The sequence below is a fragment of the Pigmentiphaga sp. YJ18 genome (genome assembly GCF_038066655.1).
Classification (GTDB): domain Bacteria; phylum Pseudomonadota; class Gammaproteobacteria; order Burkholderiales; family Burkholderiaceae_B; genus Pigmentiphaga.
This window is the reverse complement of the sequence record NZ_JBBUKU010000001.1, coordinates 2,205,324-2,226,142: the sequence shown is the minus strand read 5'-3', so window position 1 is coordinate 2,226,142 and position 20,819 is coordinate 2,205,324. Positions and strand designations below refer to the sequence as shown.

Below are 20,819 nucleotides of genomic sequence, written 5' to 3'. Positions count from 1 at the left end.
TCCCTCAGCGCGCCACGGGACGCAAGGTCCACGAGTCGGCCTTCACGGCGTCGATCGCGCCGCGGGTATAGACCATCGGGAAGTAGTCGCCCTTGGACCAGGCCTCCAGCAGGTTGTCGTAGTACGGACTTTCCGGATCGGCGGACTGCCCCGGCACGTTGATCGCCAGCGACTTGTCCCAATCGGCCACGTCGATGATCTGCCGATAGGAAGCGCCGCTGGACACGCGGTAGTCCGACGTCCGGTACGAGGCCCGGTGGACGGTATCGCCGGTGCCCCCGACCGCGAAACGCTGGGTGGCCAGATCGCCGGCCGTGCCGGCATCCAGGAAGGCCGCCAGTTCATGGTCGAACTTGATGTGGTGCAGCGATCCCCACTTCCACGCCGAGACGTCGCCGCCCAGCCGCGTCTTCAGGTCCCCCATGGCCGTCTTCAGCGTGTCCAGCAGCAGCGCGTTGCGCCCCGCCACCGGATCCGCGCCGAACACCGAGTCGGGCGCCGCGAGCCGCGCGAACACCACGGGCTTGGACAGCGTCCCGAACAACGAACGTCCCGCCGGGGGCACGACAAGGCTGGTGACCTGCGCGCTCACCTTGGGCAGCCAGGCCTCGAAGATGGTGGCGGCCACCGAATCGACGCTGGCCACGTAGTCCCAGGCGCGCAGGCGCTGCAAGGCCTCGGCCACGTCCGCGTCGCCGGAATTCAGGCCGGCCAGCATGGGCACCAGCGTGCGCGCCGGGATCGACAGCTCGTCGATCTGGAGCTTGGCCGAATCCTGCACGGTGTGCCGTGTGGCGGTCTTGAGCACCTCGACGATGCGGTTGTAGCGATAGGGTTCGGCCCAGCCCATGGTGTTGGTCAGGTCGCGGTAGGCGTAGTCGTCGGGCACGTTGAACTGGTTGGCCGTGGCGAAGTAGCCCTCGCGGGGATTCAGGATGCGCGGCAGCAATGAGCCGGACAGATAGCCCGCCCATTCGTAGCGCCCGTCGCCCGGCACCGGCAGCAGTCCCGTCCAGTCCGGATTGGGCCGGATGGGCACCAGCGAGCCGCCGAACCAGCCGATGTTGCCGTCCACGTCGGCATAGACCATGTTCTCGCCCGGCGTGAAATGGCGTGCCATGCCTTCGCTGAACTCGGTCCAGTTGTTCGCCTGGTTCAGCCGCAGGCTGGCCAGGTAGGCCGCGGTACCCGGGAACTCCAGGTAGGCGGCGCGCACCGCGTAGGCCTTGTTGGCACCGGCATCCTCGTACACCACCGGACCATGGCGCGTGAACTTGAGCGTCACCGTCTGCTCGGCCTGGCCGCGCACCGGCACTTTCTCCTCCACCGTCGTCATGGTTTCCCACGCTCCCTTGTAGCGGTACTGGGCGGGATTGGCGGGATTGGTCTCGTAGACGTACAGGTCTTCCTCGTCGCCGTAGGCGAAGATGGTCAGGCCGAACGCGATGCGTTCGTTGTGTCCCATCGACACGCCGGGCAGCGCGGGTTCGCCGGCGCCGATCACGTTCCAGCCCGGCGCGTGCAGGTGAACCATGTAGCGCAGCGAGGGCATGCTGATCGCGCGGTGCGGATCCCCCGCCAGGATGGGTTTGCCGGAGGCGGTGCGGTCGCCGGACACGGTCCAGTTGTTGCTCTCGTGCTGGAGAGCCAGCAGTTCCTCGGGCTCGCGCTTGGCCGTGCCACCGCTGGCCGACAGGGACGAGGCCAGGCGCTCGCGGTCGACCGGTGAAAGCGGGCTGCGGGGGAAATCGCCGGCCTCGAAGGCCATGCCGCCGCGCGCGAGCTGGTATTCGGCCAGGATAGCCGTGGTCAGGGTCCCGACGTCCAGCCCCGCCGGCACTTGCAGGGTTCTGGGCGGTTGCTGGTCGGTCAGTTCCTGCGTGGTCGACAGCCCGACGGCCGCGATGCGGCGCGCCATGGAAATCTCGGTGCTGACGTTGCGCGTGATGCCGTAGATGCGGATCAGCGACGATGTGGGCGACCAGCGGCCGGGCTCGGTGCCGGTCAGGCGAAACTCGATGGGGAGCTTGGCGGGATCGGCCTTGACCTCGTCGACGTAGGCGTTGATGCCGTCGGAGAACGCGGTCAGGATTTCCTTGCCCTGCGGGTGATAGCTGGCGAACTCCGCCTCGGCATCGCCGCGGAACAGGAACTTGCGCGCCGCGCGGTCGGCCGGCACGAAGCGGGCCCCGAACTGTTCGGCCATCTTGCCTTCGCCCCGCCGCCGCCACTGATCCAGTTGCCAGAGGCGATCACGCGCGGCGTTGTAGCCTTGGGCAAAGAACAGGTCGCGCTGGTTCTGGGCAAAAATATGGGACACGCCATGGCGGTCCCGTACGATTTCCACTTGCTCCTTGACGCCCGGCACCTGGGTGCCCGGACCCGGCGGGGGATTCGAGCCTCCGCCGCTGTCGCCATCGCCTCCGCCACAGGCGGCCAGCAACAAGGCGGCCGCCGCCAACGACGACCATCGGATTCGTCCGTACCTGTCCATGTCTGTCTCCGGTTTTCTTTGCGACACATCAGTCATCGCAGGCCACCGCACCGATGCGGCGGGCTGCACTACGCCACGCGCCTTTCTTCCCCTCTTTCTTCGTGCAGATGAACCGCCGTCGCCTTCCGGACCGGACGGCAGGCGGACCGTGCAATATCCATGCCATCGGGCACGGGCCGCGCACATATGGAAACCGGCCCTGGTGGGGGCCGGTATTGCCATATTTCAGAAAAACAACGAAAAAACTGTCTGGATAACCGCACTGGCCGGCGGGCCCGGGATCAGCCCCCGGGCTGCCAGAGATAGTCGCAGCGGGCCACCTCGCTCATCCACACCAGGCCATCGCCGACGTGGCCGGTCGTGGCCGCCTGCTTCAGGGCCTCGTACAAGGTATCGGCGTGTTCGTCCGCCGCCACCATCTCGATGCGCACCTTGGGCGAGAAATCCAGCAGTTCTTCCTTGAGGTTCTGCGGCTGGTGCCGCCCGGGCGCGCTGCACCCTTCCACATGGGTAACGGTCATGCCCGGAAAGCCCGGCGTGCGCATCAGCGCCTCGCGTACGTCGTCCAGGCGCACCGGCCGGATGATCGCCTTGATTTCCTTCATTCGATTTCTCCTTGCGTTCGTCTATGCCTCGGGCGACTCTTCGTCGAACCACCGGTAAAGCATCGGCAGCACCAACAGCGTCAATGCCGTGCACGTGATCAATCCCCCGATCACCACCACCGCCAGGGGTTTCTGCACTTCGGACCCGGGCCCCGTCGCGAACAGGAAAGGCACCAGGCCCAGCATCGCCACCGTGGCCGTCATCATGACCGGCCGGAACCGCATGGTCGCCCCTTCCACCACCGCCTTGGCCAGCGGCATGCCCTCCATGCGCAGCTTGCGTATGTAGGACACCATCACCACCCCGTTCAGCACGGCGATGCCCCATAGCGCGATGAAACCCACCGACGCCGGCACCGACAGGTATTCGCCCGTCACGAACAGGGCGATGATGCCGCCGATGGAGGCGAACGGCAGCACGGTGATGATCAGCGTCGCGTAGCGCACCGAGTTGAACAGCAGGAACAGGAGGAAGAAGATGGCAGCCACGGTCGCGGGCACGATGATGGACAGGTGGCCCAGCGCGCGCTCCATGTTCTGGAACTGTCCGCCCCATTCCAGGTAGTAGCCGGTCGGCAACTGCACCTTGCCCCGTACCGTCTGTTGCAACTCCGCCACGAAGCCGCCCAGGTCGCGGTCCTGCACGTTGATGGCGATCACCACGCGCCGCTTGCCCCCCTCGCGGCTGATCTGCGCCGGCCCGTCGCGCACCTCGATGGCGGCCAGGCTTTCCAGCGGCACGCGCACGCCGTGCGGCGTGGTCAGCAGGATCTGGCGGATGGACTGCACGCTGCCGCGGAAGTCCTCTGGCAGGCGCACGGCCGCCGAGAACCGGCGCTCGCCTTCATAGATCTCGGTAGCGGTCTTGCCGGCGATGGCCACTTCGATCACGTCGTGCACGTCCGACACGTTCAGCCCGTAGCGGGCGATGGCCTGGCGGTCGATGTTGATGGACAGGTACTGCTGCCCGCTGACCCGGTCCACCCGCACGTCGCGCGCGCCCTGTACCGTCTCGGCCACCCGCGCGATCTCCTGGGCCTTCTGCAGCAGCCGGTCCAGGTCCTCGCCGAATACCTTGACGGCCACGTCCGAGCGCACACCGGTAACCATTTCATCGACGCGGTCGGAAATCGGCTGCGCCATGATGATCTGAGCGCTGGGGATCACTTCCAGGCGCTTGCGGATCTCCGCGGCGATAGTGTCCTGGGTCCAGCCTTCCGGCCATTCGTCCTGCGGCTTGAGGCTGACGATGGGCGTGGATTCGTTCTGCGCCTGTGGATCGGCGGGACTCTCGCCGCGGCCCACCCCGGAGATCGCCGATTTCACGCCGGGCACGCCCATGATGATCTTCATGGCCTGGCGTTCCAGCGCGATCGACTCCTCGAGCGAGATATTGGGCACGCGGTTGATGCCCGGCACGATCGATCCTTCCTTCATCTCCGGAATGAAAGAGGTGCCCAGGAAAGGCAGCACGGCGACCGACGCGCAGAAGGCCAGCACCGCCATCACGACCGTCTTCTTCGTGTTGCGCAGCACCCAGTCCAGCATGCGCAGGTAGTGCCGCTTCATGAAGGCGATCATGCGCGTGTCGTGCTCGGCCCCGCCCTTGAGCAGGTAGGACGACAGCACGGGCGACAGCGTCAGCGACAGAACCAGCGAGATCGCCAGCGCAATGGCGATGGTGTAGGCCAGCGGCGCGAACATCTTGCCTTCCATGCCCTGCAGCGTCATCAGCGGCAGGAACACCAGGATGATGATGCCGATGCCGAACACCACCGGCGTCGCCACCTCGGCCACCGCCTTGAGGATGATGCGGATCTTGCTCTCGCCGCTGTCCTTGGCATGGCCCAGGTGGGCGAAGGCGTTCTCGACCACGACCACGGAACCGTCCACCATCAGGCCGATGGCGACCGCCAGCCCTCCCAGCGACATCAGGTTGGCCGAGATGCCCAGCCGGTTCATCGCGAAGAAGGTCAGCAGCGGCGTCAGCACCAGGGTCGCGACGACGATCAGCGAAGACCGCACGTCGCCCAGGAACAGGAACAGGATGACGACGACCAGCAGGACGCCCTCCAGCAGCACCTTGGCCACGGTCCACAGGGCCGCGTCGACCAGTTCGCTGCGGTCGTAGTAGGGCACGATCTGCAGCCCGTCGGGCAACATGCCCTGACTGTTGATCTCGGCCACCCGCTGCTTGATGCGCGCCACCACTTCCTTGGCGTTCCCGCCCCGCATCATCATGACGATGCCGCCCACGGACTCGGTCACGCCGTTCTTGACCACGGCGCCGTAGCGGACCTCGTGCCCCATGCCGACCTCGGCCACGTCCCGCACGTAGACCGGTGTGCCGTTGGATTCGGCCAGCACGATGTTGGCGATGTCCTGCAGGTTCTCGATCAGGCCCACGCCGCGTATCAGGTACTGTTCGGCGTAGTGCGGCAGGATGCCCCCGCCCGAATTGGCGTTGTTGCGCGCCAGCCCCTCGTAGACCTGATGCAGCGTGATGCCGTAGTGGCTCATGCGGTCGGGGTTGACCCGCACCTGGTACTGCTTGACGTAGCCGCCCTGCGAGTTGATTTCCGCCACCTGCGGGATCGACCGCAGCAGCGGACGCACCACCCAGTCCTGGACGATACGCCGCTCCGTCAGTTCCTTCTGCGTCAGTTCCCGGTCGCCGTCGTCGGGCCGGTCCAGGGTGTACTGGTAGACCTCGCCCAGGCCCGTGGAGACGGGCCCGAGCACGGGCGTCACGCCGGTAGGCATGCGCGAACCGATCTCGATCAGCCGCTCCATCGCCAACTGGCGCGCGAAATAGACGTCGGTCGCGTCGGTGAAGACCAGGGTGATCAGCGACAGCCCCGGCTTGTTCAGCGAACGCATTTCCTCCAACCCGGGCAGGCCGGTCATCGCGATCTCGATGGGCACGGTCACGAAGCGTTCGACCTCCTCCGGCGAACGGCCGGTGGCGTCGGTCGCGATCTGCACCTGGACGTTGGTCACGTCCGGGAAGGCATCCACCGACAGCTTGCGCATGGCGTCCAGGCCGGCCACGAGGGCCACCACCGCCAGCACGACGATGATCAGCCGCTGCTGCAGGGCAGCGCGGACGATTTTCTCGAGCATGATGGTTACTCCGGATCGACGCCAGTGCGCTGGTTGTTGAGGTGGAAAGCCCCTTCGACGACGACGCGGTCACCGGCCTTCAGGCCCGAGGCCACCGAGCGCTTGCCGTTGTACGAGGCGCCCATCTGCACGTGCGTCGCGCGAAAGCGGCCCGGTTCGATCTCGACGTAGACCAGGTCCTCGTTCTCGAAACGCACCACGGCCGAGGCGGGAATCACGAGCTGTTCGGTCGGCCGGCTGGCGATCAGCATGGTCGCCAGCATCGCCGGCTTGAGCCGGCCGTCGGCGTTGTCGATGGAGGTCCTGACCGGCACGGTGCGCGTGACCGGATCGACCACCTGGCCGACGAAGATCAGCTCGCCCGAGATCTTGCGGTTGCCCAGCGCCGGCACCTCGATGTCGACGGTCTGGCCCGCCGCCACCAGGTCGGCCTGCTGCTCGGGGACCTCGGCCACGGCCCACACGCGCGACAGGTCGGCCACCGTGAACAGCGCATCGGCGGGCTGGACCACCTGTCCCGGCGATACCTTGAACTCGACCACGGACCCGCGCAGCGTGGATACCACCGGCGAGAACGAACTGATCTCGCCCGATTGCCCCATGCGCGAGATCACCGACGGCGACATGCCCAGCACGCTCAACTGGTCGTACGCGGCGCGCAGCTCGGCCGCGGCCACCGCGTACTCGTTCTCGCGCCGCTGCAGTTCGGCCTTGCCGATCACGTCGGCGGCGAACAGCAGCCGCGCCCGTTCGCGGGCGTTCTGCTGCAGTTCAGACTGGGCCTTGGCCTTCAGGTAGGCCAGTTGCGCGCTGCCCAGCTCGGTGCTGTGCAGGCGCGCCAGCACGTCGCCCGGCTTGACCGCCGCGCCCAGCGTGGTGTTGATGTCGGTAACGCGCCCCGTCACGGGAGCGCCGATCCGGGCCATGCGCTGGCGATCGAAATCGATGCGGCCCGCCACGCGCAGCACGTCGCTGAACGGTTCCGTGGTGATCGGGGCAACCTTGATGCGGGCCTGCATGGCCTCGCTCGCCACCACGATGCTGGGGTCGAGCATTTCGGCCGGCTCGGCCTCGGCCGCGGGCTTGTCGCCGCAGGCGGCCAGGACGAGGCAGAACGCGGCCAGGAGGCTCCACCGTCCGGCGGCGGGCTGGACCCGGCGCGCGCCGTGGGAAGTCTTGCGGAAAGAACGCGGAATCATGAGGGTTCACCTGCGAAGGAATTGGCCAGCAGCCGCTCGATTTCCACGGCAGCCATCTGCAGATCGAATTGGGCGGCGATGAGGTCGTTGCGCGCGGTGCGCAGCACGCGCTGCGCATCGAGATAGTCGATGATCCCGCGCTCGCCGTAGCGATACGCGGCCTCGGCCACGTTCAGCGCGGCCTCGGCCTGGCGCACGATGCCCGACTCGAGCGCCTCGACCTGCGAGGCGGCGATCTGGAATTGCTGATAGGCGGAGTCCAGTTGCTGGGTCAGTTCGAACTCCCGCGCCTCGAGCTGGCTGCGCGCACGGATGACACCGGCGGCGGCCTCGTTGACCGGACCTTCCCGGCGATCCCAGAGCGGCACGCTGACCACCACGCCGAACTGCGTGTCGCGCACGTCGGGATCGCGGCTGGACGTGGCCTTGAGCGCCACCGACGGCAGGCGCAGCGAACGCTCGTAGTCCACCGACGCCCGGGCCCGCTGCAAGGCGGCCCGGTACTCGGTCAGCTCGGCATTGCCCGCCAGCATCGTCTCGCGCAGCTTGGCAAGCGGCTCCAGCGACCACGTCCGCCCCAGCCTTCCCTGCAGCGCGAAGCCGGCCGGCAGGATCTCGCCCACCTGCTGGCGCAGGAACGACTTGGCCTGGTTCACGCGCAGCAACGCGCTCTGGTTGTTCTTCTGGGCATTGAGCAGCTCGGCTCCGACCCGTATGGCCTCGTACTTGGGCGCATCGCCCACGTCGACCCGGATCTGGGCACGGTTGTACAACTGCTGGGTCAGGGCGAGGTCTTCCTGGGCCGCCGAGAATTCGGCCTCGCGCCGAAGCGTCTCGTAGAACCCGCGCTTGACCTTGGCCACGAGGTCCACGACGAACGACTCGTGGCTCGCGGTGGTGGCCCGCAGCGTTCCCGTGGCGACCTCGTAGCGCAGCCGCCGCTGATTGGGCAGGTCGATGCGCTGGGTGATGGACAGCGTCTGCCCCACCCCGGTGGCGGCGCCGGGCTGGCGTGCGGAGACGCGGCCGGTGGTGAACTCCACCTCGGGGTTGGGATAGGCCCGGGCGGTGGTCAGGCCGGCCCGTGCGACGTCGACGCCGGCCGAAGCGGCCTCGACGCCCTTGTTGCCCCGCAGGGCAAGGGACAATAGCTGGTCGAGCGTGTAGGGCTGCGCCGCAGCCGCATGGGTACACATGCCCGCCAGCCACACTGACAAAACGAGTGTGATGGGCTTCATGATGATCGTAGGAACGGACACGCGCGGCGGCCCGAGGCCGCCGGCAAGGCGTGTGCGGCGGCTAGCTGCCGCCGCAGACAGGGGTGACGCGGATCAGACCGTCGGTAACGGCGGCCGGTAGGCCCGGAACACCGGGGCCGGCGCGGGAGGATGCTGCGAAGCGATGAACAGCGAATCGCCCAGGGCGGGCGCGGCGATCGCGACGCACAGGGGAAGGTCGAACTCGTGGGGATCGAGCGGAGCGCCCCCGTAGGAATTGTCGTTGGCCGGCGGCCGGCAAACCAGGTCGTCCACCGCGACGTCGCCCCAGTCGGGCTCGGAAATCTGCTCGACGATGTCGAATTCCTCGTCCACCTCGAACTCCCAGCGCGGCATGTCGATCTGGACGGCGGTGCCGGCCAGGGGCGCCTCGCCCAGTTCATGGCCGGCCGTCACGGGCAGGTGGGCCGCGACACGGGCGTGCTGGTAGCCGGCCACCACGTGCGCCTTGAGCTGGCACGCGGCGGACTCCGCCCACACCCATTGCAGGGGCAGGAACAGCAATACGAGAAACACGTACCAATGTCGCATGTGCAGCATTTTAAGCGCTGCGACGGTTTTTGCAATTCACTCTCATTTCGCCCTGACTACGCGGCGGCGCGGCCCCCAGGAAGATCAGCCCCCTTCCGGGGCGGCCATGTTGTTGCGAACGCGTTGCAACAAACCTATCAACTGGCTTTGCTCGGCCTCGGTCAGGCCGCGCAGCGCGAAATCGGCCAGCTCGTCGCCCACGTTCAGCGCCTCTGCCAGCATGGACTCGGCCCTGGCCGTGGCCTCGACGCGGAGCGCCCGCCTGTCGCCGGGCACCGGCATGCGCGTGACCCAGCCGCCCTCCTGCATCCGGTCCAGCATGCGGGCAACGGTCATGGGCGTGACATCCAGCGTCTCGGCCAGTTGCGCCTGCGTCATCGGCCCCAGGAAGGACAGGTACAGCGCCAGGCGGCACTGCGCGCGGCTGAGTTCGAGGCGCCCGCGCGCCCGGCGGTCGAATTCGGTGCTCATCAGCCGGCCGATGTCGGACACCAGGAAACCGAAGCGCTTGTCGTAGGGAGTCGCCATGGGGAGGACCGGAAGAGGAACGCGCGATATTGTCGCCCATCGCCGCGCGTTCGGGAATATGTAAGCAAGCATATGATATACCTGCATATCATTCCAGACCCGCCGGGCACCTGCCGTGCAAACCTCCGCCGCGCCGCTCAACCGGCGCATGATCACGCTGTCCATCATGCTGGCCACGCTGATGCAGACGCTGGACAGCACCATCGCCAACGTCGCGCTGCCCCACATGCAGGGTACGCTGTCCGCCTCCCAGGACGAGATCAGCTGGGTCCTGACCTCCTACATCGTGGCCGCCGCCATCGCCACGCCGCTGACCGGCTGGCTGGCCGCCCGCCTGGGCGTCAAGCGCCTGCTGGCGATCGCGGTCAGCGGCTTCACCGTGGCCTCGCTGCTGTGCGGCCTGTCCGAGACCCTGGCCCAGATCGTCGGCGCCCGGCTGCTGCAAGGCCTGTTCGGCGCGGCGCTGGTGCCCCTGTCCCAGTCCATCCTGCTGGACATCAATCCGCGCGACAAGCAGCCGCAGGCCATGGCGATCTGGGGCGTGGGCGTGATGGTGGGGCCGATACTGGGCCCCACCCTGGGCGGCTGGCTGACGGACAGCTACAACTGGCGGTGGGTGTTCCTGATCAACCTGCCCATCGGCGCCTTCGCGCTGTTCGGCGTGCTGACCTACCTGCCCCGCTCCAAGCCCTCGGCGCGGCAGGCGCTGGACTTCTTCGGATTCATCACCCTGTCGCTGGCCATCGGCGCCCTCCAGGCCATGCTGGACCGCGGCCAGCAGCTGGACTGGTTCGGCTCGCTGGAGATACGCATCGAGGCCGCCGTCGCGCTGGTCAGCTTCGTCTTCTTCGCGCTGCACACGGCCACGGCGGGCAAGGGATCCTTCTTCCGCTATGAATTGCTGAAGGACAGCAACTTCGTCACCGGCACCTGTTTCATCTTCGTGATCGGCGCGGTGATGTACGCGACGCGCGCCCTGCTGCCCCCCATGCTGGAGGCGCTGATGGGCTATCCGGTGGCCACCACCGGCCTGGTCACCGCCCCCAGCGGCGTGGGCACCATGGTGGCCATGCTGATCGCGGGGCGGCTGGTCGGGCGCATGGACGTGCGCATGATGCTGCTGGCCGGTTTCCTGGTGTCGGCGGTCGCGCTCTACCAGATGATGGGCTATACGCTGGTCCTGTCCCAAAGCGACATCGTCTGGCCGGGCGTCATCCAGGGCGTGGGCCTGGGATTCGTGTTCGTTCCGCTGAGCGCGGTCACCTTCGCCACGCTGGCCCCCGAGCTGCGAGCCGATGGCACGGCCATCTTCAGCCTGATGCGCAACATCGGCAGCAGCATAGGCATCTCGGTGATCCAGGCGCAGGTCACGCGCAACACACAGGTCGTGCACGCTTCGCTGGTCGAGCACATGAATCCGGCCAACGCCGCGCTGATGCAGAACTACGACCTGGGCTCGCCCTCGACGCTGGAGTCGCTGAACCGGATGGTGACGCAGCAGGCCTCGATGATCGCCTACGTCGACGCGTTCAAGCTGATGTTCGTCGCCACCCTGTGCGTGGTGCCGCTGCTGGCCATCGTGCGGTCGCGCCGGCGGGCGGCGGGCGAGGACGCGCCGCACGTGGCCATGGATTGACGCGGGCCAGGCCTAGACGTAGTCGCTCATGGGCGGGCACGCGCAGGCCAGGTTGCGGTCGCCGTACAGGTTGTCCACCCGCCCCACCGGCGGCCAGTATTTGTGCTCGCGCAGCGACGCCAGCGGATAGGCCGCGCGCTCGCGCGCATAGGAATGCGGCCAGTCCGGCGCCAGCAGCGTCTCGGCGGTGTGCGGCGCGTTCTTGAGCAGGTTGTCGCCGCGGTCCTGCTTCCCCGCCTCGATCTCGGCGATCTCGGCGCGAATGGCGATCATCGCCTCGATGAAGCGGTCCAGTTCGGCGCGGCTCTCGGATTCGGTCGGCTCCACCATCAGCGTGCCCGCCACCGGAAAGCTCATCGTGGGCGCATGGAAACCGTAGTCGATCAGGCGCTTGGCCACGTCCTCGGCATCGATGCCGCAGCGCTGCTTGATGGGCCGCAGGTCGAGTATGCATTCGTGCGCCACGTGGCTGCCACGGCCGGTGTACAGCACCGGGTAGTGATCGGCCAGCCGGCGGGCCACGTAGTTGGCGTTCAGGATGGCGACCTGGGTTGCCTTGCGCAGCCCCTCGGCGCCCATCAGCGCCACGTAGGCCGCGGGAATGGGCAGGATGCCCGCCGAGCCCAGCGGCGCGGCGGCCACGGGGCCGCACGGCGTGCCGTCCGGCAGCCGGCCGTCCTCGCCCACCACGCCGGGCAGATAGGGCGCCAGGTGCGCCCGCACCGCCACCGGCCCCACGCCCGGCCCGCCGCCGCCATGCGGAATGCAGAAGGTCTTGTGCAGGTTCAGGTGGGACACATCGGCGCCGATGCGGCCGGGCTTGACCAGGCCGACCAGCGCGTTCATGTTGGCGCCATCCAGATAGACCTGTCCGCCGTGGTCATGGACGATGCGGCAGATCTCGCCGATGGCGTCCTCGAACACGCCATGGGTCGACGGATAGGTCACCATCAAGGCCGCCAGGCCCCGCCCCGCCTCGGCCGCCTTGCGGCGCAGGTCCTCGACGTCGACGTTGCCCTGCCGGTCGCAGGCGACCACCACGACCCGCATGCCGGCCAGTTGGGCGGAGGCGGGATTGGTGCCGTGGGCCGAGGCCGGGATCAGGCAGATGTCGCGCGCCGATTCGCCGCGCGCCGCGTGGTAGGCACGCACCGCCATCAGGCCGGCGTACTCGCCCTGCGCCCCGGAGTTGGGCTGGAAACTGATGGCGTCGTAGCCCGTGATCTCGCACAGCGCGCGCGACAGCCCCGCGACCAGTTCGCGATAGCCCTCGGCCTGCCACGCCGGCGCGTACGGGTGCAGCGCGGCGAAGCGGGGCCAGGTGACCGGCATCATCTCGGCGGTGGCGTTCAGTTTCATCGTGCATGAACCGAGCGGGATCATGGTGCGATCCAGCGCGAGGTCCATGTCCGACAGCCGCCGCAGCCAGCGCAGCATCTCGGTTTCCGAGCGGATGGAGCGGAACACGGCATGCGACAGCACGGGAGTATCGCGCGCCAGGTCCGGCGGGATCGCCCCGGGACCGGCCGCGCCGGCCGGGTCCTCGTTCCCCTTCCTGCCGCAGCCTTGGGCGAACACTGCCAGCAGGGCCCCCAGGTCGGCGTCGGTCACGGTCTCGTCCAGCGATACCCCCAGGTGCGCGGCGTCGAGCTTGCGCAGGTTGATGCCGGCCGCCTCGGCCGCGCGCACGATGGCGGCGGTGTGGCCGCCCGTGCGCAGGTGCAGCGTGTCGAAGAAGGATTCGTGCCGGGCCTCGATCCCGAGGCGGGCCAGCGCGTCGCGCAGCGCCACCGTCTGGCGGTGCACGCGGGCCGCCATCCGCGCGAGTCCGTCGGGGCCGTGCCAGACCGCGTACATCGCGGCCATGACGGCCAGCAGCACCTGCGAGGTGCAGATGTTGGAAGTGGCCTTTTCGCGGCGGATGTGCTGCTCGCGCGTTTGCAGCGCCAGCCGCAGCGCCGGCCGGCCCGACGCATCGCGCGACACGCCCACCAGCCGTCCGGGCAGGTTGCGCTTGAGCTCGTCGCGGCATGCCATGAAGGCCGCGTGCGGGCCGCCGTATCCGGGCGGAATGCCGAAGCGCTGCGACGAGCCGACGGCGATGTCGGCGCCCCATGCGCCCGGCGGCTGGAGCAGCGCCAGCGCCAGCAGGTCGGTCGCGCACGCGACCACGCCGCCCGCCGCCTTCACTTCGGCCGCCACCCGCGCGTAGCGCCGCACTTCGCCGGTGCTGCACGGGTATTGCAACAGGATGCCGAAGCATGCGGGCACGCCCGCCGCCTCGTCGCCGACCACGACCTCGATGTCCAGCGCCGAGGCCCGGGTGCGCAGCACCTCGATGGTCTGCGGATGGCAGCCCGAGGACACGAAGAATACCCGGCTGTCGCTGGCGGAGCCGCGCCGCGTCAAGGTCATGGCCTCGGCCGCCGCGGTGCCCTCGTCCAGCAGCGACGCATTGGCGATGTCCAGGCCGGTCAGCTCGCACACCATGGTCTGGAACACCAGCAGCGCCTGCAGCCGGCCCTGGGAGATCTCGGGCTGATAGGGCGTATAGGCGGTGTACCAGGCCGGATTCTCCAGGATGTTGCGCTGGATGACCGGCGGCGTGTGCGTGCCGTAGTAGCCCTGGCCGATATAGCTGCGGAAAAGCGTGTTGCGCCCGGCCAGGGCCTCGAGTTCCGCCAGTACGCCGGCCTCGGTCTTCGGGCCCGGCAGGTCCAGGGGGGCGGTTTCCAGGATGGCGGCCGGCACCACGCGGCGCACGAGATCATCCAGGCTGTCGGCCCCGACCACGGCCAGCATCGCCGCCTGGTCGGAATCGGAAGGCCCGATATGGCGGGCCGTGAATACCGCATCGTCTTCAAGCGCCTTGAGCATGGGAACCTGTCCTGTCGTGGGCCTGCGATGGAATGGCGAAAGCGCGCGCACCCGCTTCGCCGGGCGGGTGTCGACAGCGGCCCTGGCGGGCCGCGGCGGTAGCGTTACCCGGCGTCGACCGAGGCCTGGTAGCCCGCCGCGTCGAGCAGGCCGGCGGTATCGGCCATGTTGTCGGGCCGGAGCTTGAAGATCCAGGCGGTATAGGGTTCCTGGTTCAGTTGCTCGGGGCTGGCCGAGAGGTCTTCATTGAAGGCCACGATTTCACCCGCCACGGGGGCATAGATGTCGGAGGCGGCCTTGACCGACTCCACCACGCCCGCGGTCTGGCCGGCCTGGAGCCTGGCGCCCACCTTGACGTCGCCGACGTAGACCAGGTCGCCCAGCTGGTCCTGCGCATGATCGGTAATGCCCACCACCAGCAGATCGCCGTCGGCGCGGATCCATTCGTGGGTCTTGGCGTACTTGAGTTCGGAAGGAAGATTCATGGAGCGGATCCTGGTAATGGGTCGGTGGAGTCTGAGGGAATTGTAGTGAACCTTGGCGGCGGCGGACGCGGATCAGGGCTCGCCGCTGTCGAGCACCTTGCCGCGCCGCACGAAAGCCAGCCGGCAGACCACCGCCGGCACGCGGCGGCCGCGAATCTCCACTTCGGCGGCGTCGCCGGGCGACACGCTGTCCGGCAGGCGGGCGAAGCCGATCGACGTACCCACGGTGGGCGACATGGTGCCGCTGGTGACCATGCCGGCGCCTTCGGCCGTGTGAACCGCCATCTGGGCGCGCATCACGCCCCGGTCCAGCAGCTTGAGCCCCAGCAATTGCCACTTCAGGCCGTAGGCCAGCGCCGCGCGCCCGACGAAGTCGCGCTGCGGATCGTGGTCGGATACCGTCCAGGCCAGGCCGGCCTCGGCCGGCTGGGTCAGTTCGTCCATGTCCTGCCCGTACAGGTTCAGGCCGGCCTCGACCCGGAGGGTGTCGCGCGCCCCCAGGCCGCAGGGCGCGACGCCCGCCGCCAGCAGGTCTCGCCACAGGGCAGGCGCCTCGGCGCCGGGCAGCACCACTTCCACGCCGTCCTCGCCGGTGTAGCCCGTGCGCGCGACCAGCACGCCCTCGGTGCCTTCGGCCGTGAACGGCGCCAGGCCGCGCGCCAGGCGGCCCAGCGCCGGCCTCGCCTGCGCCAGCCGGTCCCGGGCCTGTGGCCCCTGGACCGCGATCATCGCCAGTTCGCGGCGCGGCTCGATCGTCACGTCGTACCCGCCGGCCTGGGCGACGCGCGCCATCCATACCAGGTCCTTGTCGGCCGAGGCGGCGTTGACCACCAGCCGGTAGTGCTCCGGCGTCAGCAGGTAGACGATCAGGTCGTCGACCACCCCCGCCTGCGGATTGAGCATGCAGGAATACAGCGCCCGGCCCGGTTCGGCCAGGCGATCGACGTCGTTGGCCAGCAGATGCCGCAGGTAGGGCCGCGCCTGGCTGCCCACCACGTCCACGTTGAGCATGTGCGAGACGTCGAACATGCCCGCGCCGCGCCGGACGGCGTGGTGCTCGTCGATTTGCGATCCGTACGAGACGGGCATGGACCAGCCGCCGAAGTCGATCATCTTGCCGGACAGGGCCAGATGCTCGGCGAAGAGCGGGGTCTGTTTCAGGGGAAGAGGCGCGGTCATACGGATTCCAGGAAGCAGATGAACGGACAGCGGAGGAACGGACCTCAGCCGCGCACGGCGGTCCACGAAGCCGGCGAACCCCCTGCGCGCGTGCCTTGCATGGTGTTGCCGTTCACCTTGCCGCGATAGCGCACCCCATTCACCGAGAACGAGATGTCGTCGCCGCGCAGGGTGGCGTCGTCGATGGGCCTGGCATCCAGGGTGCCGCTCAGCCGCTGGAACTGCTGGGCCAGCTTCAGTTCGCGGCCGTCGAGCTTCCAGGCGCCTTCGACCTTGGCCGGCACGATCCACAGCAGCGCCGAGCACCAGGTCTGGCATTGCTCGGTAACCGTGGCCTGCTCGTCGGGCCGCCAGTCGCCCATGGGGAAGGTGTTGGACACGACGCGGGTGCCGGGCTTGAGGTTCAGCAGGTGCGGCCGCAGCTTCTCGTTGATGGTGGGCAGCAGGAACAGCGTGATGACGGTGGCGCCGGAAAGATCGGTTTCGAACAGGTCCGCCTTGGCGAACGTGGCGCGGCCGGACACGCCCGCCGCCTGGGCATTGCGGCGCGCCAGCTCCACCATCTCGGGGTTGTATTCGATGCCGTGGGCCTTGATGCCGCGCCGGGCCGCGGTGATCACCAGCCGTCCGTCGCCCGAGCCCAGGTCGATCAGGGTATCGCCCGGCGCGGCCTTGGCCATGTCTATCATCTTGTCGACCAGGGTCTGGGGCGTCGGCACCCACACCACGTCCTTGCCTTCCTGGCCGACGTCGGGCACATACGACGAATCCGGCTTTTCCGCCGCCTGGACGGCGGCCAGGGCCGGCAGCGCGCAGACGGCCAGGACGGCCATCCCTCGCGCGCACCGGCGCAACGCTTTCGACTGCGACGAACTACCCAACAACGCGAGCATCATGGGGTTTCCCCTTTTCTGGTGAACGAGTTAAGCGGGACGTGGGTGTGTCGGATTCGATTGTGCCTGACTCGATGTCGGCGCGAAAGCAGGCCTGGCCACCAGGGGATTCTCAATGAACGAGACGGGTGTTTGACCCGTCTTCGAAGCGGGTGACATAGTCGCCGGCGACAGGGCGTCGTTGCGTTGGCGACCGCCTGCGCCTTGCGTGCCAGGACGCGGCACGATTCCCACATGAAAGATGCCAGGAGACAGTCATGACCGCATTCCCTTTTCCCCTTGGCTGGCGGCCGCTGGCCGTCCTGTGCCAGGTTGCCCTGATGGCGGTCTGCGGCATGCCGCAGGCGGCGGCGCAGTATCCCGACCGGCCCGTGCGCATCGTCATGCCTTTCCCGGTCGGCAGCGGCGTCGACGTGAACCTGCGCATGGTCACCGAACGCCTGTCCAAGGCCTGGGGCAAGCCCGTGCTGGTCGAGAACAAGCCGGGCGCCGCGGGCTTCATCGCCATCGAAGCGGCCAGGCGCGCGCCGGCCGACGGCTATACCCTGCTGCAACTGGACAGTGCGCAGATGGCCGCGCAGCCCTATCTGTTCAGCAAGCTCCCCTACGACCTGAAGCGTGACTTCACGCCCGTCACGACCTTGTTCCGGAACTACTTCTTCCTGGCCGTGCCCGCGGACAGCCGCTACCGCAGCGTGGGCGAGCTGATCGCCGACGCCAAGGCGGCTCCGGGGAACATCAACTACGGGTCATGGTTCGTGGGCAGCCCCGGGCACCTGGGAGGCGCCATGCTCGACCAGGCGGCGGGCACGTCCATGACGCACATCGCGTACAAGGAAATGTCCCAGCTCTACACGGCCGTGGCGAGCAGCCAGGTACCGTGGGCGTTCGGCACGATAGGCAGCATGAACGCGCTCTACAAGGGAGGCAAGCTCAGGTTGCTGGCGGCCGCGGCGCCGGCGCGGGTGCGGGGGTTCGAATCGGTCCCCACCATGGGCGAAGCCGGCGGACCGCAGGGTTTCGAACTCAGCGCCTGGGTGGGCATCCTGGCGCCTCGAGGCGTTCCCGATGCCATCGCGGCCAGGATCCGACGCGACATCGCCACGGCGCTGCAGGACCCGGAACTGCGGGAGCGCTACATGCAGCTGGCCTACGAACCGCTGGCGATGACGCCCGAGCAGTTCCAGGCCCAGCTCGATGCCGATTCGCGCCGGTATGGGCAGATCATCAAGCGCCTGAACATTTCCTTGGACTAGGCCCGGGCCTGGGCCAGGATGCTGCGCAGCATGTCCACGAGTTTCAGCGCCGCCGGCGACAACGCGTGGCCGGGCAGCGTCACGATCGCCATGCTGCGGACCAGGGTGGGACGGACGATGCGCAGTTTCTGGACGCCCGCGCCGAGCGTGCGCGGCAGCGCGGTGGCCGGCAGGATGGCCGCGCCCAGGCCAGCCGTCGCCATCGAGATCAGCGTCTGAGAATGCATGAACTGGAAGCGCGTGGCTAGCTGCAGCCCCTGCGCGGCCATCGCTTCCTCGACGATGGCGCGCAGCGCGGTGCCCTGTTCGAGCACCAGCAGCGGCATGGCCGCCAGCGCCTTGAGCGAGATGGTCTTGCGGTCGCCATCCAGCAGCGTGCGCGGCACCAGCGCGACCAGTTCGTCGGTCAGCAGGGGCTCGAAGCGGAACTCGGGCGAACCGGTCATCACGCTGATGCCGAAATCCACTTCCCGCTGCCTGACGCTTTCGAACAGCGCCGCCGCGGTGATCTCGCGCACGAAGACCTGGATGCCGGGATACCGGCCCTGGAAAGCCGCCAGCACGTCGCCCAGGTAGGCGCCGGCGATGGTGGGCGCGCAGGCCAGCGCGATGCGCCCGCGCTGGACGTCGGCGGCTTCCTGGATCGCCTGCAGTCCGCCTTCCACTTCCTGCAGGGCGCGGCGAACGCACTGGAGCAGTTGCTCGCCCTCGCGCGTCAGCGTGACCTGGCGCGTGGTGCGATGGAACAGCGGCACCCCCAATTGTTCTTCCAGGCGGCGGATCTGGCCGCTGACCGCCGAACCGGACCGGTGGGCGCGCCCGGCGGCGGTACGAAAGCTCCGGCTCTCGCCCACCAGCATGAAGGTGTGCAGCAGTTTCAGGTTGACCGAGGAAATCGGACCGCCGGGTCTGGCCATGGAAGCTCGCCTGGTTTCGCGGACGAAAAGATTGTACGGAAAATCTTCTCAATCCTAACAATAATCGCGATTGTCGTTCCACCGGGCGATTCCTACACTGCACGGCATGGAAACCGCACGATGCCCGCGACCGGCTGGCACGATGCGGCCGGGCCATCCGGGCCCGGGCCCTCTGGAGACAAGCCATGAACCGTTCACGACCCCTGGGACTCCTGCTGTCCGCGCTGGCCGCGGCCTTGCTCGCGGCCGCGCCGGCCGCCGGCCAGGACGGCTATCCCGCCAAGCCCATCCGCATCATCGCTCCCTTCCCGCCCGGGAATTCGTCCGACGTCGCCGCGCGCTTCCTGGGAGAACAACTGGCCGCCCGGCTCGGGCAGCCGGTGGTGGTCGAGAACAAGGTCGGCGCCTCCGGCCAAGTGGGCGCGGCCTACGTGGCCAAGGCCGACCCCGACGGCTACACGCTGCTGATGACCTCCACCTCGGCCACCATCAGCCCCGCCATCTACAAATCCATCCCGTTCGACATCCTGGGCGACTTCGCGCCCATCGTGCGGGTCGCCGTGGCGCCCATGGTGCTGCTGGTCCGCGCCGATGCGCCGTATGCCAGCCTGGAGGATTTCGTGGCGCAGCTCCGCAGCCACCCCGAACGCTATACCTACGCCACCGCGGGCACCGGGACGATCCAGCATCTGGCCATCGCCGCCTTCCTGTCCCGGCTGAAGACCGACGTGCTGGGCGTGCCTTACAAGGGCAGTCCCCAGGCGCTGACCGACCTCATCGGCGGCCAGGTGCAGTTCATGTTCGACGCCGTGCTGTCGGGCAAGCCCCACGTGGATTCCGGACGGCTCAAGCCGCTGGCCGTGGCCAGCCTGGCGCCCATCGCGCAGATGCCGGGCGTGCCGGCGGCCGCGCAGTCCGCCGTCCCGGAACTCAAGGACTTCGAGATCGAAGGCTGGGTCGGCCTGCTGGCCCCCCGCGAAACGCCGGCCGCCATTACGCAGCGCCTGAACCGCGAGATCGTGGCGGTCCTGACCTCGCCCGGCATGCGCGAGCGGCTGGCCAAGGCCAACATCGCCACCGCCGCGGCCAATACGCCGCAAGAGTTCTCGCAGTTCCTGCGCAAGGACGCGCAGCGCTGGAAGGACATCGTGACCGCCGCCCGGATTCCGCAGGAATGACCATGCCCCCAGACACCGACGATGTCGCCGCGCTGTGCGCCCTGCTGCGACAGGCCTCCGCGGCGGCGGCCTACGAAGCCATGGAGCGCGGGGGGCACATGTCGCCCACGCTGTCAGCCCTCGTGGCCGGCCTGCTGTGCACCGGGCCGGCGTACACCGTGCGTGCCCCCGCCGGCTACGGCGACGAGATCGTGCGCGCGGCCGACGAAGCACCGCCGGGCTCGGTCATCGTGATCGACGTCGGCCCCGCTCCGGATGCCTGCACCTGGGGCGGCACGGGAACGGCCGTCGCCCAGCGGCGCGGCGTCTCGGGCGTGGTCAGCAACGGCCGGGTCCGCGACCTGGCCGAGATACGCCGCGCACGCTTTCCCGTGTTCGCCCGCGGCGCGGTCGCCACCGGCTGGTCGGGCGGACGCCGGGGCGAGACAGGCGTGCCGGTGTCGGTGGGCGGCCGGCTGGTCGAAGCCGGCGACATGCTCTGCGCCGACGACGATGGCATCGTCGTCATTCCGCGTGCCGGCGCGGCCCCCTTCCTGACAAGGCTGCGGGCACGCCTGGACTTCGAACGCGAGGCCGCCGACATCGTCGATAGAGGTGGCCGCTATGCCGATGTCATGGCCCGCAAGCCCGCCTGACACGGT

General features: G+C 68.6%; 16 protein-coding genes. 4 read left to right on the top strand and 12 right to left on the bottom strand.

Annotated features, from left to right (window positions below; genetic code table 11):
• Positions 1 to 4: 4 nt before the first annotated feature.
• From WKR98_RS10730 to WKR98_RS10700, 7 genes are all read right to left on the bottom strand, one after another.
• Complete coding sequence (locus WKR98_RS10730) at positions 5 to 2,494, bottom strand: penicillin acylase family protein (protein ID WP_341432935.1); 2,490 nt, start codon at positions 2,492 to 2,494, stop codon at positions 5 to 7.
• A gap of 281 nt (positions 2,495 to 2,775) precedes the next feature.
• Positions 2,776 to 3,099 (bottom strand): P-II family nitrogen regulator, encoded by a 324-nt coding sequence (locus WKR98_RS10725; RefSeq protein ID WP_124688094.1) that lies wholly within the window; start codon positions 3,097 to 3,099, stop codon positions 2,776 to 2,778.
• Between the two features lie 21 nt (positions 3,100 to 3,120).
• Positions 3,121 to 6,222 carry an efflux RND transporter permease subunit gene (locus WKR98_RS10720; protein WP_341432934.1) on the bottom strand — a complete coding sequence of 1,034 codons (3,102 nt, stop codon included), beginning with the start codon at positions 6,220 to 6,222 and terminating at the stop codon, positions 3,121 to 3,123.
• A gap of 5 nt (positions 6,223 to 6,227) precedes the next feature.
• Positions 6,228 to 7,421 (bottom strand): efflux RND transporter periplasmic adaptor subunit, encoded by a 1,194-nt coding sequence (locus WKR98_RS10715; protein ID WP_124688092.1) that lies wholly within the window; start codon positions 7,419 to 7,421, stop codon positions 6,228 to 6,230.
• On the bottom strand, positions 7,418 to 8,659 hold the full coding sequence (locus WKR98_RS10710) for a TolC family protein (RefSeq protein ID WP_124688091.1): 1,242 nt from the start codon (positions 8,657 to 8,659) through the stop codon (positions 7,418 to 7,420). The genes WKR98_RS10715 and WKR98_RS10710 overlap by 4 nt, the downstream gene beginning before the upstream one ends.
• A gap of 93 nt (positions 8,660 to 8,752) precedes the next feature.
• On the bottom strand, positions 8,753 to 9,238 hold the full coding sequence (locus WKR98_RS10705; protein ID WP_124688090.1) for a hypothetical protein: 486 nt from the start codon (positions 9,236 to 9,238) through the stop codon (positions 8,753 to 8,755).
• A gap of 75 nt (positions 9,239 to 9,313) precedes the next feature.
• The gene (locus WKR98_RS10700; RefSeq protein WP_124688089.1) at positions 9,314 to 9,757 is read right to left on the bottom strand and encodes a MarR family winged helix-turn-helix transcriptional regulator; all 444 of its coding nucleotides are present in this window, start codon (positions 9,755 to 9,757) and stop codon (positions 9,314 to 9,316) included.
• Between the two features lie 148 nt (positions 9,758 to 9,905).
• On the opposite strand from WKR98_RS10700, the gene WKR98_RS10695 reads away from it, so the two are divergent.
• The gene (locus WKR98_RS10695) at positions 9,906 to 11,393 is read left to right on the top strand and encodes a DHA2 family efflux MFS transporter permease subunit (protein ID WP_341433851.1); all 1,488 of its coding nucleotides are present in this window, start codon (positions 9,906 to 9,908) and stop codon (positions 11,391 to 11,393) included.
• 12 nt (positions 11,394 to 11,405) lie between these two features.
• Here WKR98_RS10695 and gcvP read toward each other — a convergent pair whose 3' ends face one another.
• From gcvP to WKR98_RS10675, 4 genes are all read right to left on the bottom strand, one after another.
• On the bottom strand, positions 11,406 to 14,270 hold the full coding sequence (gcvP, locus tag WKR98_RS10690) for an aminomethyl-transferring glycine dehydrogenase (RefSeq protein WP_341432930.1): 2,865 nt from the start codon (positions 14,268 to 14,270) through the stop codon (positions 11,406 to 11,408).
• A 104-nt stretch (positions 14,271 to 14,374) separates the two neighbouring features.
• Positions 14,375 to 14,755 carry a glycine cleavage system protein GcvH gene (gene gcvH / locus WKR98_RS10685; RefSeq protein WP_341432929.1) on the bottom strand — a complete coding sequence of 127 codons (381 nt, stop codon included), beginning with the start codon at positions 14,753 to 14,755 and terminating at the stop codon, positions 14,375 to 14,377.
• A gap of 72 nt (positions 14,756 to 14,827) precedes the next feature.
• Positions 14,828 to 15,934 (bottom strand): glycine cleavage system aminomethyltransferase GcvT, encoded by a 1,107-nt coding sequence (gcvT, locus tag WKR98_RS10680; RefSeq protein ID WP_124688086.1) that lies wholly within the window; start codon positions 15,932 to 15,934, stop codon positions 14,828 to 14,830.
• Between the two features lie 44 nt (positions 15,935 to 15,978).
• On the bottom strand, positions 15,979 to 16,830 hold the full coding sequence (locus WKR98_RS10675) for an SAM-dependent methyltransferase (RefSeq protein WP_124688085.1): 852 nt from the start codon (positions 16,828 to 16,830) through the stop codon (positions 15,979 to 15,981).
• Between the two features lie 254 nt (positions 16,831 to 17,084).
• Between WKR98_RS10675 and WKR98_RS10670 the strand changes: the two genes are divergently transcribed.
• Entirely contained in the window at positions 17,085 to 18,083 is a 999-nt protein-coding gene (locus tag WKR98_RS10670) for a Bug family tripartite tricarboxylate transporter substrate binding protein (RefSeq protein ID WP_341432926.1), read from the top strand.
• On the opposite strand, the gene WKR98_RS10665 is transcribed toward WKR98_RS10670, so the two are convergent.
• Positions 18,080 to 19,000 (bottom strand): LysR family transcriptional regulator, encoded by a 921-nt coding sequence (locus tag WKR98_RS10665; RefSeq protein ID WP_341432924.1) that lies wholly within the window; start codon positions 18,998 to 19,000, stop codon positions 18,080 to 18,082. The genes WKR98_RS10670 and WKR98_RS10665 overlap by 4 nt on opposite strands.
• 185 nt (positions 19,001 to 19,185) lie before the next feature.
• Between WKR98_RS10665 and WKR98_RS10660 the strand changes: the two genes are divergently transcribed.
• On the top strand, positions 19,186 to 20,178 hold the full coding sequence (locus WKR98_RS10660) for a Bug family tripartite tricarboxylate transporter substrate binding protein (protein ID WP_124688082.1): 993 nt from the start codon (positions 19,186 to 19,188) through the stop codon (positions 20,176 to 20,178).
• A 2-nt stretch (positions 20,179 to 20,180) separates the two neighbouring features.
• On the top strand, positions 20,181 to 20,813 hold the full coding sequence (locus WKR98_RS10655; protein ID WP_341432922.1) for an RraA family protein: 633 nt from the start codon (positions 20,181 to 20,183) through the stop codon (positions 20,811 to 20,813).
• The last annotated feature ends 6 nt before the right edge of the window (positions 20,814 to 20,819 follow it).